This is a genomic window from Alitabrizicola rongguiensis (assembly GCF_021491355.1).
In the GTDB taxonomy this organism is placed as follows: domain Bacteria; phylum Pseudomonadota; class Alphaproteobacteria; order Rhodobacterales; family Rhodobacteraceae; genus Aliitabrizicola; species Aliitabrizicola rongguiensis.
Genome location: NZ_JAKENF010000002.1, coordinates 59,040 through 74,535, shown reverse-complemented (window position 1 = coordinate 74,535; position 15,496 = coordinate 59,040). Strand labels below are relative to the sequence as shown.

The following is a 15,496-nucleotide window of genomic DNA, read 5'->3' as shown; positions in this document are numbered from 1 at the left end:
CGCCCGTGTCGTCAGGCGGCGGAAAGCGCCGCCACGATCGCCCCGAAATCGCTGGCTTTGAGGCTTGCCCCGCCGACGAGCGCGCCATCCACGTTCGGCAGCGCGAAGATCTCCGCGGCGTTCGACTGCCTGACCGAACCGCCGTAGAGCAGCCGGAACCCGGCGGCGTCCGCGCCGAAGCGCGCGGTCAGCCGGGCGCGGATATCGGCATGGACCTCGGCGATCTCGGGCAGTGTGGGCGTGCGGCCGGTGCCGATTGCCCAGACCGGCTCGTAGGCGATGACGGTATTGGCCGAAGACGCGCCATCGGGCACCGAGCCTGCGAGTTGCGTCCCGATCACGGCCAGCGTCTTGCCCGCGTCGCGTTCGGCTTCGGTCTCGCCCACGCAGATGATCGCGATGAGGCCCGCGACCCAGGCCGCCTCGGCCTTGGCGCGCACCAGGGCATCGCCTTCGCCATGGTCGGCGCGGCGTTCGGAATGGCCGAGGATGACATAGCTCGCGCCGGCATCCTTGAGCATCGCCGCCGAGATGTCGCCGGTATGGGCGCCCGAGGCCTTCGGGTGACAATCCTGTCCGCCGACAGCGATCCGGCCAGCGGCCGTTGACGCCATCGCGGCCACGAGGGTCGAGGGCGGGCAGAGGAGCACATCGCAGGAGGGCGAAGGATGGGCGGCGATCAGCGCCGTCACCTCTGGCAACTGGGCGGTCAGCCCGTTCATCTTCCAGTTCCCCGCCGCAAGCTTGCGCATAATCCGACCTCCGCATGACTGACTGGGGCAGACTTACGCGAAGGCAGGGCGGGACGGAAGGGTGTCAGGCTTGCGGGGCGGCGCTATCGGATGCCGACCCTACCGGGTCCTTGAACTTGATCGACTCGCCGCAGCCGCAGGCCTCGGCGACATTGGGGTTGTTGAACTTGAACCCGGATTCCAGGAGCGACGTCTGAAAGTCGATTTCCGTGCCGAACAGGAACATCTGTGCCATAGGGGCGATCATCACCCGCGCGCCGTCCTGTTCCACCACCTCATCCATCGGGTTGACAGTCTCGGCGAAGTCCATGGTGTATTCCATGCCCGCGCAGCCGCCCTTCTTCACCCCGATGCGGAGACCCGCCGATCCCTGACGGTCCATCAGGCGACGAATCTGGCCCGCTGCGGCGGGGGTTAGGGTGATGGCCTGCTTGCCGGGGATGCCGAACATGAGGAAGTACTTTCTCTGACTGTCCGAAATGTATTTCCCGAGACGGGTGTATTCAAGTGGCGGGCGGGTCTGCAGACCTCAGCGCATGATCCTCGCCGGATTGCCCGAGGCCGTCGCGCCCGGCGGGACGTCGCTGACGACGACAGCTGCCGCGCCGATGATCGCATCCTCGCCGATTGTCACGCCGGGATGGATCGTCGCGCCGGCCCCGACCCAGACGTTTCGCCCGATCGTTACCGGCCCACGCCGATTTTCGACATCGAGCACCGTGAGGATGCGCACGTCTCGCGCAAGCTGGGTGAAGGACCCGATGCGCACAGGATAGGTGTCATCGATGGAGCAGCCTTCGTTGACGAAGCAGGCCTCGTCGAAATGCAGGTTGGATCCGTTGGTGACCTGGAAGGGGGCCTTCACCACCGCCCCGTTCCAGGTGCCGATCAGCTTCTGCAGGATCTGGCTGCGCTTTCGTTCTTCCCGGGCGCCAAGCGAGTTGAATGTTTCCAGCAACTGGGCTGCGGTAATGCGCAGGCCGTCCGTGGCGGCGGATTTTCCGCGGCTGGGATGCTGCGTCACGCTGCCCTCCTCTCGTGCCGGGGCAATCCGGTTCATCACATGAAGCCGAGTTCGAGCCGTGCTTCGTCCGACATCATGTCCATACCCCAAGGCGGGTCGAACGTCATCTGTACGTTCACTTGTTTCACACCGGGCAAAGGCTCGACCGCATCGGCCACCCAGCCCGGCATTTCCCCGGCGACCGGACAGCCGGGTGCGGTAAGGCTCATGACGATATCGACCTCGTTTTCATCATTGATCGCAATGGTATAGATCAGGCCGAGGTCGAAGATGTTCACCGGAATCTCCGGATCGAACACCGTACGGCAAGCATTCACGACATCATCGTAAAGCGGATGATCGGTGGTGGAGGGCCGAATCAAGGGCTGCCCCCCGATCCGCTCCGCTAGTTGGCTGGTCATGAGCGCCTCGTCGTTTGTTGAGCATTTATATAGGGAAAGGACGGGGCAGGTCCAGTGCCCGCCAAGGCAAGGGGGCTTTCCGCCCCCCTCTGGCCCCTTGCGGGGCCATTCACCCCCCGAGGGTATTTGTGCCAAGAAGAAACGCGGAGGTCGGGTCTTGGCTTTCGCGCCCCGCTGCCCGAGAAGCGGCGGCGGACGGAACCGGCAAGGGCGGTGGAGAGGCGGCAGATGGGGCAGGCATTCGAATTCGGGATCGGCGCGCGGGACGGCAAGGCGCGGACCGGCGTGATCCACACCCCGAGAGGCGAGATCCGCACGCCGGCCTTCATGCCGGTCGGTACGGCGGCGACGGTGAAGGCCATGCTGCCCGAAAGCGTGCGGGCGACCGGGGCCGATATCCTTTTGGGCAACACCTATCACCTGATGCTGCGTCCGACAGCCGAGCGGATCGCGCGGCTGGGCGGCCTGCACCGCTTCATGAACTGGGAGCGGCCGATCCTGACCGACAGCGGCGGCTTTCAGGTGATGAGCCTTGGGCCCCTGCGCAAGCTCACCGAGGAAGGCGTGGTCTTCTCGTCGCATATCGACGGCTCCAAGCACATGCTCTCGCCCGAGCGCAGCATGGAAATCCAGAAGCTTCTCGGGTCGGACATCGTCATGTGTTTCGACGAATGCCCGGCATTGCCCGCCGATGACGCGACGGTGGCGAAGTCGATGCGCATGTCGATGCGGTGGGCACAGCGCTCGCGTGATGCCTTCGGCGACCGGCCCGGTCACGCGCTGTTCGGCATCCAGCAGGGCGGCGTGACCGAAGAATTGCGCGGCGAAAGCGCCGAGGCGCTGAAGGCGATCGGCTTTGACGGCTACGCGGTCGGCGGACTGGCCGTGGGCGAGGGGCAGGAGGCGATGTTCGGCGTGCTCGACTATGCGCCCGGAATGCTGCCCGACGACAAGCCGCGCTACCTGATGGGCGTGGGCAAGCCCGACGACATCGTCGGCGCCGTCCAGCGCGGGATCGACATGATGGATTGCGTGCTTCCCTCGCGCTCGGGCCGGACGGGCCAGGCCTGGACGCGGCGCGGTCAGGTGAACATCAAGAATGCCCGTCACATGGACGACCCGCGGCCGCTGGACGAGCACTGCACTTGTCCCGCCTGTCGCAGCTATTCGCGGGCCTATCTGCACCACGTCTTCCGTGCGCAGGAGATCATCAGCTCGATGCTGCTGACGTGGCACAACCTGCACTACTTCCAGGAGTTGATGCAGGGCCTGCGCGAGGCCATCGCTGCGGGTCGCCTCGAGGGCTTCGTGGCGGAGTTCCACGCGCAGCGCTCGGAAGGGGATATTGAGCCGCTTTAGCTCATTTTCTAACTCATTGCGGACTCGGCCCAGGCCGGCTCATCCTGCGGATAGAGATTCTGCGACGGATAGCGCAGGCCGCGCGGCTGGACGAAGACGTCGAAGTCGCTCATGCCGAGCGCTTCGGCCAGATGCCCGGTGATCGCATCGGTGTCGAGGCTGTTCTGGCAGGTATAGATGTCGAGTGTCACGAAACCGCGCGCCGGAAAGGTGTGCAGGCTGAAATGGCTTTCCGCGATCATCACGAAACCCGAGAGGCCGCCAGGGTCTTTGCGGTTCATCGGGCCGACATTCACGAGAACGGGCGTGCAGATGCGATGCATCCCCAGCCGGTCTGGCAGACTGACCAGAAGGCCCTCGAGCAGCGGCGCATCGGCAAGACGCTCCGGGTCGGCATCGTAGCCGTCGATCATGAGATGCAGTCCGAACTGTTCCGTCGGCGTGGTGTGTAGGGTCATTCGATCTCCTCCGGGGATGACAGCCTGGCCGTGCGCACGGGGCGCAGCCGGTCATAAGTCCAGTGAAACATGTAGGCGTAGAGCGTGTAGATCAGGGTCAGGCCCAGATCGGCGACGAGCGCCTCGAACAGGCCGAGGCCGCCGAAACCCATCAGGATCGGCAGGGTGACCACCAGCGCGGTCGCCTCGTGGGACAGGGCGTGGATCAGGCGCAGCCGGTGCGGCCTGTCGCTGGCCAGCCGCCCGGCGCATCGCCATTCGACCCAGTCGAACAGCGTGTTGTGGATGGGCGACCACAGCATCACCGCCAGCGACAGCAAAAGCAGCAGCAGGGCGGACTCTTGTGCCCCGGTGCCAAAGGCGAGGGCAAAGAGCGGTGTCGCCACGGCAAGGCCGCCCAGCTCGTAGGCCAGTGTCTGGAGCAGACGCTCGCGTGGCGATCTTAGGGTCAATGCCGGTCCTCCGCAACAAGTCGGTCGGTTTGACCATGCGTCAGTCATCGCAAGCGGCGCGTCAGGCGCGCGTCACCGCAGCGTCAATACCGCGCGACCTCCAGCACAGCAGAGCGAATGGCGCTGTCGTCTGACTGCAGGATGACGGAGCGGGATCTGAACCGAACGGTTCGAACCGTTGCGTCGGGCGCATGTCGGACATGATGGGGGAAGGTGGTTGAAGATCAGCACTTCAAGTTTACTTGAAACTTCCCGAAAGAAGGAACCACCCATGACCGACAAGCTTTTCACGCCTCTCGATGCCGGTGCCATCCACATGAAGAACCGCATCGTGATGGCCCCGCTGACCCGCAACCGCGCCAAGAACGATACACCCGGCGTCCTTCAGGCCACCTATTACGCGCAGCGCGCCGGCGCCGGCCTGATCGTCAGTGAGGGCACGCCGATTTCGCCCACCGCCAAGGGCTATGCCGATACTCCGGGCATCTGGAGCGACGAACAGGTTGCCCAGTGGCAAGAAGTCACGAAGGCGGTCCATGACAAGGGCGGCAAGATCGTCGTCCAGATCTGGCATGTCGGCCGCGTGAGCCATGAAAGCCTGATCGGCGGGCCGCCGGTCGCGCCTTCAGCCATCACTGCCCAGTCGCGCACCTTCGTCGGCGGCGAGTTCCTGCCGACCTCGGAACCGCGGGCGCTTGAGACCGCGGAGATTGCCGGCATCCTCGAGGATTATGCCCGCGCCGCCCGCAATGCGATCCGAGCCGGTTTCGACGGCGTCGAGATCCACGCCGCCAACGGCTATCTGATCGACCAGTTCCTGCGTGACACCAGCAACAAGCGGACCGACGGCTATGGTGGCCCGATCGCCAACCGCGTGCGCTTCCTGCGCGAGGTGGTGGCGGCCGTGACCGGCGCCATCGGTGCCGATCGCACCGGCATCCGCCTGTCGCCCTGGTCGAATGCCAACGATGTCGGAATCGACAGTGACACGCCCGCGCTTTTTGCCGCCGTCATCGACGTGCTTAACGAGGCGGGTCTTGCCTTCCTTCACGTTGTCGAAGGCCAGACCGGTGGCCCGCGCGAGTGGCCGCAAGGCGGGATCGAGGCGCTGCGCGACCGCTTCAAGGGGGTCTGGATAGCCAACAACGGCTACAGCCGCGAAAGCGCGATCGAGGCAGTCGACAGTGGCGCCGCCGATGCGGTCGCCTTCGGCAAGCTCTACATCTCGAACCCAGACCTGGCCGAGCGTCTGGAGGCCGACTTGCCGCTTAGCCCGCTGCCGACGCAGGGTCTTTATGGCGGCGGTGCCGAGTTCTACACCGACTACCCCGCCAGGGCGGCCTGACCCCCGGGCGGACATGCGCCGCCCCCTGTCACCCATTGCGGACAGGGGGCGAACGCAGATTGCTGCCTGCCGAGACAATGCGGCCCGATCTGCCCTTGCCCTCGGCCGATCACAAGATCATGCTGCACTGCAAGACAGACCCAAGGACCTGTTGAAAGACGGCGGCGGGTCACCCAGATATGGATGCCGAACAGGGGAGAGCCGCAGGCTGCCGATACCCGGGGCAAGGCTCTCCTGCCGGAGGAAGGAAACGCGAATGACCACTCTATCTCACAGCTACGCCGTGCTGCCGCTGCGCGACATCGTGGTGTTCCCGCACATGATCGTGCCGCTCTTCGTGGGGCGCGAGAAATCGGTGCGGGCGCTTGAAGACGTGATGGCGGAGGACAAGCAAATCCTCCTGTCCAGCCAGATCGATCCGTCGGTTGATGATCCGACAGCCGAGGGCATCTACCGCACCGGCGTGTTGGCCAATGTTCTCCAGCTTCTTAAGCTGCCCGATGGCACCGTGAAGGTGCTCGTCGAGGGGAAGACCCGTGTGCGCATCACCGACTTCGTGTCGAACGACCGCTTCTTTGAGGCCCATGCCGAGGAACTGACCGAAGTGCCCGGCGACCGCACATCGGTCGAGGCGCTTCTGCGTGGCGTCGGCGAGGAATTCGAGAAATACGCCAAGATCAAGAAGAACATCCCCGAAGAGGCGCTGGCCGCCGTTTCGGAAACCCGCGAGCCGAACAAGCTGGCCGACCTTGTCGCCGGTCATCTCGGCATCGAGGTGGGACAGAAGCAGGATCTGCTTGAGACGCTCGACGTGGCCGAGCGGCTGGAGAAGGTCTATGGCCTGATGCAGGGCGAGATGTCGGTGCTGCAGGTCGAGAAGAAGATCAAGTCCCGCGTCAAGACGCAGATGGAGCGCACGCAACGCGAGTACTACCTGAATGAGCAGATGAAGGCCATTCAGAAGGAACTCGGCGACGGCGAGGACGGCCAGAACGAGATCGCCGAACTCGAAGAGCGCATCAAGAAGACCAAGTTCTCGAAGGAAGCCCGTGAAAAGGCGGACGCCGAGCTGAAGAAGCTCAAGGCCATGTCGCCGATGTCGGCCGAAGCGACGGTGGTGCGCAACTACCTTGACTGGCTCCTGGGCGTTCCGTGGGGAACCAAGAGCCGCGTCAAGAAGGACCTGAACAAGGCCCAGGAGGTGCTCGACGCCGATCACTATGGGCTGGAAAAGGTCAAGGAGCGGATCGTCGAATACCTTGCCGTGCAGGCGCGGTCCGACAAGCTGAAAGGTCCGATCCTCTGCCTCGTCGGCCCTCCCGGCGTGGGCAAGACCTCGCTTGGCCGGTCTGTGGCGAAAGCGACGGGGCGCGAATTCATCCGCATCTCGCTTGGCGGGGTGAGGGATGAGGCCGAGCTTCGCGGTCATCGCCGGACCTATATCGGCTCGATGCCCGGCAAGATCATCCAGGCGCTGAAGAAGGCCAAGACCACGAACCCGCTGATCCTGCTCGATGAAATCGACAAGATGGGCCAGGATTTCCGTGGCGACCCGGCTTCGGCCATGCTCGAGGTGCTGGACCCCGAACAGAACTCGACCTTCGTCGACCACTATCTCGAGGTCGAATATGACCTGTCCAACGTGATGTTCATCACCACGGCGAACTCCTACAACATGCCGGGCCCGCTTCTGGACCGGATGGAGATAATTTCGCTCGCTGGCTACACCGAGGACGAGAAGCGCGAGATCGCGAAGGGCCACCTGATCGAGAAGCAGGTCAAGGCCCACGGCCTGAAGAAGGGCGAGTTCGAGATCACCGACGCGGCGCTGACCGAGATGATCCGCACCTATACCCGCGAGGCGGGCGTGCGGAACCTGGAACGCGAGATCGCCAAGCTGGCCCGCAAGGCCATCACGGAGATCGTCAAGAAGAAGGGCAAGGCGGTCACCGTCACGCCCGAGAAGCTTGAGGAATACCTGGGCGTGAAACGCTTCCGCTACGGCCTGGCCGAGAAGGAGGATCAGGTGGGTGTCGTGACGGGGCTGGCCTGGACCAGCGTCGGCGGCGACCTCCTGTCGATCGAGGCGCTGAAGCTGCCCGGCAAGGGGCGGATGAAGACGACCGGGAAACTGGGCGACGTGATGAAGGAGTCGATCGAGGCCGCGTCGAGCTATGTCCGCTCGATCAGCCCCGAGCTTGGCATCAAGCCGCCGAAGTTCGAGGCGATCGACATCCACGTCCACGTGCCGGAAGGGGCGACCCCGAAGGACGGTCCGAGCGCTGGTATCGCCATGGTCACCTCGATCGTCTCGGTGCTGACGGGCATCCCGATCCGCAAGGACATCGCCATGACCGGCGAGGTAACATTGCGCGGGAACGTGCTGCCGATCGGCGGGCTGAAGGAAAAGCTCCTGGCGGCGCTTCGCGGCGGCATCAAGACGGTGCTGATCCCTGAGGAGAACGCCAAGGACCTGACCGAGATCCCCGACAGCGTTAAGTCGGGCCTCGAGATCATCCCGGTCAGCCACGTCCGCGAGGTTCTGCCCCGTGCCCTCGTGCGGATGCCGGAACCGGTGGAATGGGATGAGGATGCCGAGGCGGCAGCGGCGCTGGTGAAGCCGGTGGAAACACCGGCAGCGCCGATCGCGCACTGACATCAGGCCAAATCCAGGCATGGGGCGCGGGAAACCGCGCCCCATGTGTTTTTGGTTCCCGATCCTGCGGAAGAATGTTCCCTGCTGCGCGGGGCTCGGCTAGTCTGCCGCCAGCGAATTGCAGTCTGCAGCAACAATAACAGGGAGACAGGCCATCATGACCACCGAAGCACCCGCCGCACCGAAGCGCGCCGCCAAGGCAGCAGCGGCCAAGCCTGCATCTGCCAAGCCCACTGCGGCAAAGCCTGTGGCGGCCAAACCTGCTGCGGCCAAAGCCGCCGCAGCCAAGACCGCGTCCCCGAAGAAGCCTGCTGCCGCCAAGGCACCAGCCGCCCGGAAAGCGCCGGCAAAGCCTGCCGCCGCCAAAGCTGCATCCCCGCGCAAGCCGGCCGCTCGCAAGCCTGCACCTGTCGTGGTTCCTCCGCCCACCTTCGGCGAAGAGATGAAGGCGATCGCCACCGAAGGCGCGGCCCTCGCCTCGACCGCTGCGGCGGTCGTGACAAAGACGCTTGCCCTGAAGAAGAAGGAGCTGGTCGATCGGGTGGCGGCCCTGTCGGGCGGCAAGAAGAAGTCGGTCCGGGACGTAGTAGAGGCCACTCTTTCGGTGTTGGGCGAGGCGCTGGAGAAGGGCGAAGAGTTGATCCTGCCGCCCTTCGGCAAGGCCAAGGTCAACCGCTCCAAGGACGGCGCCGCGGGCAGCAAACTCCTGACCGTCAAGCTGCGCCGGGGCGAGTCGAGAGCATCGAAACAGCCCCTTGCAGAGGACGAGGAGTGAGTCTAATACCCCCGCCATCGGGCGATTAGCTCAGCGGTAGAGCGCTTCGTTCACATCGAAGATGTCAGCGGTTCAAATCCGTTATCGCCCACCATCGTTTTCCCGAAAGGCGCTGCAACACCGGTTGCGGCGCCTTTTGTATTCGGTGCTCCGGCCTCATTTCCACGGCGGCAGGACTTGAGGCTCCATCGCCTTTGCGGCGGCGAGGATCGGTCGCCAGTCGGGCAGGGGCGCATTCAGGTCCAGTTGTTGTCCCATCTCCAACTCAAAGCTTAGCGGATCGAAGCTTTCGTATCCGGCGAGGGGGCTGAAGGTCAGTTCGCTTACGAAGAACTGGTCTTGGCCAAGCAGGATATCCACCCGGCAAAGCGCGAAGGGACGGGCGAGCGCCTCGGCAGTCTCGCGGATGCGGTTGAAATCACGCGGAGGCGTGACTTCCCCTTGGGCGGTCGGGCGGCGGAGGCGACTGACCGCCAGGGGACGGCAGTCGCGGTCGACGAGGATACCCTTCTGTTCGGCAAGGATGGCGCCGGGCTTGAAGGTCACCGCAAAGCGCGCAATGCCGTTCAGGCAGTAGATGTTGATCTCGCCCATATCCAGGGCGCTCTGGTCGACCAATTCTTCGACGATCACCGCAGGCGGAATGTCCAGATACTGCCGTTCGCGGTGATCCCAATAGAAGCTCCGATTGAGACTCGCCGCAAGCTTGCGGCGGATATGCGGCCAGTCGGCCGCCGCGGTGTCGGGCAGGACGAAGGCCAGTTGCGAGGCATGGTTCGGCTTGATGACGCAGGACCGCACAGGGATCGATTCCGCGGACAGCATCTGCGGATCGGTGGTGCGGAAATAGCGCGGTGTCGTCAGGCCCGGACCGGCAATCGAGGCAACATAGGCCGCAGCGGTGATCTTGTCGGCGCAGTAGCTGTGAAGGGGCGTCAAGCCGCGGAGCCTGAGCCAGCATATCTTTTCGTGAAATCCCTTGGGATTGGCCAGATCGAGTGGCCGCCCGACGCGCCGCCGGTAATCGCGCCGCACAACGAACTCGTCTGGAAGGAGGCGCGATAGTCGCTCTCCAATGCTCGATAAGTTCATTATGTCCCTCTCTCCCGCAGCCACGATACGCGGCAGACCGAGGTTCCGGCAATCGCGACGACGGCACGTTGCAATCGCCGGGGGCAGGGGGCAAGAAGGGCACACTGCCCGAACCGCCGGAGACTCCCATGAAAATCGCCCACCGAGAGATCGGACCCGCCCATCCCCCGCTCGTCATCGCCGAGATCGGGATCAACCATGGCGGCAGTCTCGACGTGGCGAAGGAGATGGTCCGGCTGGCGCATCTGGCGGGCTGCGAATGCATCAAGCACCAGACCCATTTCCTTGACGATGAGATGACGGACGAGGCGAAGTCGATCTTCCCGCCCAATGCCGATGTCTCGATCTGGGAGGTGATGGCGCGCTGTGCGCTCTCGGCCGAGGACGAGGTGAAGCTGAAGGACTACACCGAGTCCCTCGGGCTCATCTACATCTCGACCCCGTTCAGCCGGAAAGCCTCGGATTTCCTTGAGGAAATCGGTGTGCCGGCCTTCAAGATCGGCTCGGGCGAGGCGGACAACCTCCCGCTGATCCGCCACATCGCCCGCAAGGGCAAGCCGGTGATCCTGTCGACCGGCATGCAGACGATCGAGACGATCCGCGAGTCGGTTGCGATCCTTGATGCCTCGGGCGTGGACTATGCGCTTCTGGAATGCACGAACCTCTACCCGTCGCCGCCCGAGATCGTCAGCCTGCAGGGCGTGACCGACCTCAAGGCGGCGTTCCCGAAGGCCGTGGTCGGCTTCTCGGACCATTCGATCGGGCCGGAAATGGCGCTTGCCTCGGTCGCGCTCGGGGCCTGCATTCTGGAGCGGCATTATACCGACACCCGTTACCGGATCGGTCCGGACATCATCAACTCGATGGATCCGGCCGAACTGCGCTTCCTGATCGACCGTTCGCGCGAGATCTGGATTGCCGCGAACAATCCCAAGCAGCGGACCCAGGCCGAAGAGCCAGTCTATCGCTTTGCCCGCGCCAGTGTCGTTGCCGACCGCGACCTGCCAGAGGGCCATATGATTGCCGAGGCCGACATCTGGGCGCGCCGCCCCGGTTCGGGCGAGATCGCGGGTTACGACTTCGATCTGGTGGTGGGGCAGCGCCTGACCCGTGCGGTCACGCGGAACACCCAGTTGAAATGGTCGGATATCGGCCTGAAGGGGCGTCCAGCGACAGCATCGAAGCGGGGCTGAGGCCCCGCTGGCGCATCGCTTGAACATCGCCTCTCAAGCAATTGAACTTGCCGTAATTTCGGGGAGGTCGCCTGGCAGCCCGTAGGGGAGTCGAACCCCTCTTCCCAGGTTGAAAACCTGGTGTCCTAACCGATAGACGAACGGGCCGCGCTTGGCGTGGAGCGGTGTCTAGGCGACAGCCCGACGACTCGCAAGAGGGAAAATCGCGGCTCAGCGATCGATCTGCGCCGCCATGATGGCGATCGCCTGTTGGTAGACCGAAGCCGCGTTCCACTGCTTGATGACTTCGAAGTTCGGTTCGCCCGGCTGATAGCCCTTGCCGGGTTTCCATCCCTTCTGCGCGAAGAAATTCGCCGTCGAGGTCAGAGCATCGGCCAAGTCGGCGAAGTCGATCTGCCCGTCGCCGTCGCCGTCCACGCCGTAGGCGAGCGCGTTGCCGGGCAGGAACTGGGTGTGACCCAACTCACCATGCCGTGCGCCTATCGTCGAGGAGGTGATTTCTCCCCGGTCCACCAGCACCAGCGCCGCCAGAAGATGCGGCTCGAAGAACTCCGACCGGCGGCAGTCATAGGTCAGCGTCGCGATGGCAGAAACCACCTGCGTGTCTCCCATCACCGCGCCGAAGCCCGTCTCCATGCCGTGGATCGCAAGGATCACCCCGGCCGGTACGCCATATTGCCGTTCCAGCGAAGCGTAGAAATCGGGGTTCTTGGCCTTGCGCTTGCGGCCCTGCGCCACGATCACATCCGCGCCCCGGACCTGCATGAACTTCTCGAGCGAGTACTTGAAGCTCTTCTGCCCGCGATCGGCGCTGATCGTCTTGGTCGAATAGCTGGCGCCCTTCAGTGCCGCGATCCCCTTCTTTCCGACGCCCGCTGACTTGGCGACCGGGACGAAATCAACCTTCCACGCCTCGAACCCGGACGAGGTGTTGCCGCATTCCTGGGCAAACGCCGGCGCGCAAAGGAAGGTGGCGACGGCGGCGGCTAGGGCAAGGGACGTGCGCAATCTCGATCTCCAAATAGGTTTTGCGCAGTTTATGGGGGAGTTGCGCGGCGGCAAGAGGCAAGCGGCGGAAAAGTCGTAGCTCCGGCCAAGGAAGGGACTCCACGCGCACGGGAATCGGCGCTAGCATCGCTCCAAATTCGGGGATCGGACTCGGGGCAGGCGAAACCGCCGGCCGGGGTCCGGATGGCGGGTTCGGGGGGGCTTCAGCCATGCGGGACATGCAGGGAGACCAGACGCCGGTCGAGGCCGGTCATCAGGCCGTCTCCGAGCCGGTGGAAAGCGATCACGCGGCGATCATCCGCCTGCTGAATTCCGAGACCTGGACCCGTCGCCTCGAAGAGGCGCGCCAGTCACGCAAAAAGATACTGGCCCAGAAGCAGCGCCCGGTCTCGGCCCCGGTCTTCCGTCCCGCGGCGGCGCAGCGCGTCAGCCGGCAGGACCGTCTCCCGCCGCTCGAGCCGGCAGTGCCAGTCGTCACCCGTCCTGCCGAACCTTCGCCCGAACGGGGGGTCGTCGTTCAGTTTCAGCCGCCGGGAGCGGTGTTCCGGCAGATGCCGGACCAGACCGAACCCACGGATCTGACGTCTGAGGAGGCCGGTCGCGATATGCTGCGTCTTGGCCAGATCGCGGTCGCCTTTGTTGCCGGGATCGGCCTTGGCCTCGTGTTGAGCGCCCTCTTCTGATCCAGGCCGACTGACCTGGATCAAGGTTATCCTGCGGTGGAAGCTGCAGGATCCGTATCAGTTAGTGACGCCTCGCCGACAGGATCAAGGAGGATGCAATGAGCATTCCGACCGCCAAAGACATGGCCGATTACGCCGTGGATGCCGCGCAGCGCAATATTCTGTTCCTTGACGTGCTGCGTCAGCGGGCCGACCAGTATCTTGCCCATGCGGCGGAGAAACTGCCGACGGTTCTGGACTATGACCACGACCTTGTGCTGGACGGCCGCGATCTGAAGCGCCCCTGCAACTATTTCCTGTTGCGGATCAGGCCGCCGGAAGGCGTTGCCGTCGACCCTCTGAAATGTCCCTTCGTGATCGTCGATCCGCGGGCTGGGCATGGCCCCGGCATCGGTGGCTTCAAGGCCGACAGCGAGATCGGCGTGGCGCTGAAGGCCGGGCATCCCTGCTATTTCATCGGGTTCCGTCCGAAGCCCGAGCCCGGACAGACCATTCTCGACATTCTCGATGCCTGGGCGGCGTTCCTCGAGACCGTGATCGCCAGCCATCCGCGGGCCGAGGGCAAGCCTTGCGTGATCGGGAACTGCCAGGCTGGCTGGTCGGTGATGATGCTGGCCTCGCTTCGCCCGGAGCTTTTCGGGCCGGTCATTCTGGCCGGCACCCCGTTGTCCTATTGGGGCGGCGTGCGCGGACGCTATCCAATGCGCTATTCGGGCGGGCTGTTGGGCGGGTCTTGGCTGACCGCGCTGACCGGCGATCTGGGCGGCGGCATCTTCGACGGCGCCTGGCTTGTGCAGAACTTCGAGAACCAGAACCCGGCCAACACGCTCTGGTCCAAGCAGTACAATCTCTGGGCCAACGTCGATACCGAGGCCGACCGCTATCTCGGGTTCGAGAAGTGGTGGGGCGGCCACGTAACGCTGAACGCAGAAGAGATGCAGTTCATCGTCGACGAACTGTTCGTCGGCAATCACCTCGCCGCAGGAGAGATCCGCGGCAGGGACGGGACCGAGATAGATCTGCGCAACATCGCCTCGCCCATCGTCTGCTTCTGCTCGCGGGGGGACAACATCACCCCGCCGCAGCAGGCGCTGGACTGGATCCTCGACCTCTATGACAGCGTTGATGACATCCGGGCGAACGGCCAGACCATCGTCTATGCCATCCATGACACGATCGGGCATCTGGGTATCTTCGTCTCAGCCGGCGTTGCCCGGAAGGAGCATGACGAATTCGCCTCGAACATCGATCTGATCGACGTGCTGCCCCCCGGCCTGTACGAAGCCGTCTTCACGCCGCGCGCCGAGGCGGGCGAGGACGAGTTCATCCATGGCGACTGGGTGATGCGCGTCGAGGCGCGCACGCTTGATGACATCCGCGCCCTGGGCGGCAACACGCTGGAGGACGAAAAGCGGTTCGAGGCGGCGGCAAAGGTGTCGGAGATGAACCTTGCCCTGTACCGTACCTTCGCCCAGCCCTGGGTAAAGGCTATCTCCAATCCGCAGATGGCCGAGGCGATGCGCAAGCTGCACCCGCTGCGGCTGGGCTACGAACTGTTTGCCTCGCAGAACCCGTTCATGGCCTGGGTGCAGCCCGCAGCCGAGAAGCTGCGCGAGAACCGCCATGAGGCAGAGGAAGGCAATCCGCTGCTCGACTGGCAGAAAGCCGCCTCGGAAAAGATCGTCGAGGGGCTGGAGGCCTGGCGCGAGGCGGTCGAGAAGCTGTCAGAAGACACCTTCCTTGCCGTCTACGGCAACGAGATGCTGCAGAAGGCGGTCGGCGTCGATCCGGAAAGCCCGGTCGAGCCACGTCACGCCCCGAAGCGTCTGCTCCACCGGCAACTGGTCGAGCGGCGGATCGGCGAACTGCGCGCTGCCTTCGGCAAGGGCGGACTGCGCGAGGCGACCCTTCGGGCTCTGATCTACGCCGGACGGAGCCGGGGTGGCGTGGACGAACGGGGGTTCGAGGCGATCCGCCGTTTCCGCCGGACCGAAACGGGCAAGTCGACACTGTCACTGGCCGAGTTCAAGCAGCTTGTCCGCGAGCAATACCTGATGCTGCTGATCGACGAAGACGCTGCAATGGCGGCGCTGCCGGACCTTCTGGCCGTGGACGAGCCGGCGCGGGCGATGGCGGTATCGGCAATCCGGACGGTCCTTGGCGCCTCCGGCCCCATCGAGCCCGAGGTCGAAGCGCGCCTGCAGACCGTCGAACGCATGTTCCACCTGCCAGAGGCCCCCGTTTCCCTGCAGTCAGCCCCGAAGCGGCGCAGTGGCCGGGCGCCATCCTGACGATCCG

At 64.5% G+C, this 15,496-nt stretch carries 15 protein-coding genes and 2 tRNA genes; 8 read left to right on the top strand and 9 right to left on the bottom strand.

What is annotated here, in order from left to right; genetic code table 11:
- Positions 1 to 11 precede the first annotated feature (11 nt).
- The 4 genes from tpiA to L0V05_RS06330 all read right to left on the bottom strand — a co-directional run bounded on the left by tpiA (position 12) and on the right by L0V05_RS06330 (position 2,177).
- Entirely contained in the window at positions 12 to 752 is a 741-nt protein-coding gene (gene tpiA / locus L0V05_RS06345; RefSeq protein WP_234869277.1) for a triose-phosphate isomerase, read from the bottom strand.
- A gap of 64 nt (positions 753 to 816) precedes the next feature.
- Positions 817 to 1,203 (bottom strand): HesB/IscA family protein, encoded by a 387-nt coding sequence (locus L0V05_RS06340; protein ID WP_234869276.1) that lies wholly within the window; start codon positions 1,201 to 1,203, stop codon positions 817 to 819.
- A 78-nt stretch (positions 1,204 to 1,281) separates the two neighbouring features.
- A complete protein-coding gene (locus L0V05_RS20630) occupies positions 1,282 to 1,776 on the bottom strand; it encodes a DapH/DapD/GlmU-related protein (RefSeq protein WP_319937750.1) in 495 nt (164 codons plus the stop codon).
- 35 nt (positions 1,777 to 1,811) lie between these two features.
- Positions 1,812 to 2,177 (bottom strand): SUF system Fe-S cluster assembly protein, encoded by a 366-nt coding sequence (locus L0V05_RS06330; protein ID WP_234869275.1) that lies wholly within the window; start codon positions 2,175 to 2,177, stop codon positions 1,812 to 1,814.
- A gap of 228 nt (positions 2,178 to 2,405) precedes the next feature.
- Here L0V05_RS06330 and tgt point away from each other — a divergent pair, with 228 nt between their 5' ends.
- On the top strand, positions 2,406 to 3,536 hold the full coding sequence (gene tgt / locus L0V05_RS06325) for a tRNA guanosine(34) transglycosylase Tgt (RefSeq protein ID WP_234869274.1): 1,131 nt from the start codon (positions 2,406 to 2,408) through the stop codon (positions 3,534 to 3,536).
- 8 nt (positions 3,537 to 3,544) lie between these two features.
- Here the strand turns inward: tgt and speD are convergent, their stop codons facing one another.
- The gene (gene speD, locus L0V05_RS06320; protein ID WP_234869273.1) at positions 3,545 to 3,994 is read right to left on the bottom strand and encodes an S-adenosylmethionine decarboxylase; all 450 of its coding nucleotides are present in this window, start codon (positions 3,992 to 3,994) and stop codon (positions 3,545 to 3,547) included.
- Complete coding sequence (locus L0V05_RS06315) at positions 3,991 to 4,446, bottom strand: PACE efflux transporter (RefSeq protein ID WP_234869272.1); 456 nt, start codon at positions 4,444 to 4,446, stop codon at positions 3,991 to 3,993. The genes speD and L0V05_RS06315 overlap by 4 nt, the downstream gene beginning before the upstream one ends.
- Positions 4,447 to 4,717: 271 nt before the next feature.
- On the opposite strand from L0V05_RS06315, the gene L0V05_RS06310 reads away from it, so the two are divergent.
- From L0V05_RS06310 to L0V05_RS06295, 4 genes are all read left to right on the top strand, one after another.
- On the top strand, positions 4,718 to 5,791 hold the full coding sequence (locus tag L0V05_RS06310; RefSeq protein ID WP_234869271.1) for an alkene reductase: 1,074 nt from the start codon (positions 4,718 to 4,720) through the stop codon (positions 5,789 to 5,791).
- Positions 5,792 to 6,047: 256 nt separating this feature from the next.
- Complete coding sequence (lon, locus tag L0V05_RS06305) at positions 6,048 to 8,447, top strand: endopeptidase La (RefSeq protein ID WP_234869270.1); 2,400 nt, start codon at positions 6,048 to 6,050, stop codon at positions 8,445 to 8,447.
- Positions 8,448 to 8,604: 157 nt separating this feature from the next.
- Complete coding sequence (locus L0V05_RS06300) at positions 8,605 to 9,222, top strand: HU family DNA-binding protein (RefSeq protein WP_234869269.1); 618 nt, start codon at positions 8,605 to 8,607, stop codon at positions 9,220 to 9,222.
- A 19-nt stretch (positions 9,223 to 9,241) separates the two neighbouring features.
- Positions 9,242 to 9,316, top strand: a tRNA-Val gene (locus tag L0V05_RS06295).
- Between the two features lie 62 nt (positions 9,317 to 9,378).
- Here L0V05_RS06295 and L0V05_RS06290 read toward each other — a convergent pair.
- Positions 9,379 to 10,314, bottom strand: coding sequence for an ATP-grasp fold amidoligase family protein (locus L0V05_RS06290; RefSeq protein ID WP_255683675.1), 936 nt, complete (start codon positions 10,312 to 10,314; stop codon positions 9,379 to 9,381).
- 128 nt (positions 10,315 to 10,442) lie between these two features.
- Here L0V05_RS06290 and L0V05_RS06285 point away from each other — a divergent pair, with 128 nt between their 5' ends.
- Positions 10,443 to 11,507: an N-acetylneuraminate synthase family protein gene (locus L0V05_RS06285; RefSeq protein WP_234869267.1), complete on the top strand. Its 1,065-nt coding sequence runs from the start codon at positions 10,443 to 10,445 to the stop codon at positions 11,505 to 11,507.
- 72 nt (positions 11,508 to 11,579) lie between these two features.
- On the opposite strand, the gene L0V05_RS06280 is transcribed toward L0V05_RS06285, so the two are convergent.
- Positions 11,580 to 11,654 (bottom strand) — tRNA-Glu (locus L0V05_RS06280).
- A 63-nt stretch (positions 11,655 to 11,717) separates the two neighbouring features.
- The gene (locus L0V05_RS06275) at positions 11,718 to 12,515 is read right to left on the bottom strand and encodes a lytic murein transglycosylase (RefSeq protein WP_234869266.1); all 798 of its coding nucleotides are present in this window, start codon (positions 12,513 to 12,515) and stop codon (positions 11,718 to 11,720) included.
- Positions 12,516 to 12,724: 209 nt separating this feature from the next.
- Between L0V05_RS06275 and L0V05_RS06270 the strand changes: the two genes are divergently transcribed.
- A complete protein-coding gene (locus L0V05_RS06270; RefSeq protein ID WP_234869265.1) occupies positions 12,725 to 13,198 on the top strand; it encodes a hypothetical protein in 474 nt (157 codons plus the stop codon).
- 98 nt (positions 13,199 to 13,296) lie between these two features.
- Positions 13,297 to 15,489, top strand: a complete 2,193-nt coding sequence (locus L0V05_RS06265) for a DUF3141 domain-containing protein (RefSeq protein WP_234869264.1) — start codon at positions 13,297 to 13,299, stop codon at positions 15,487 to 15,489.
- Positions 15,490 to 15,496 lie beyond the last annotated feature (7 nt).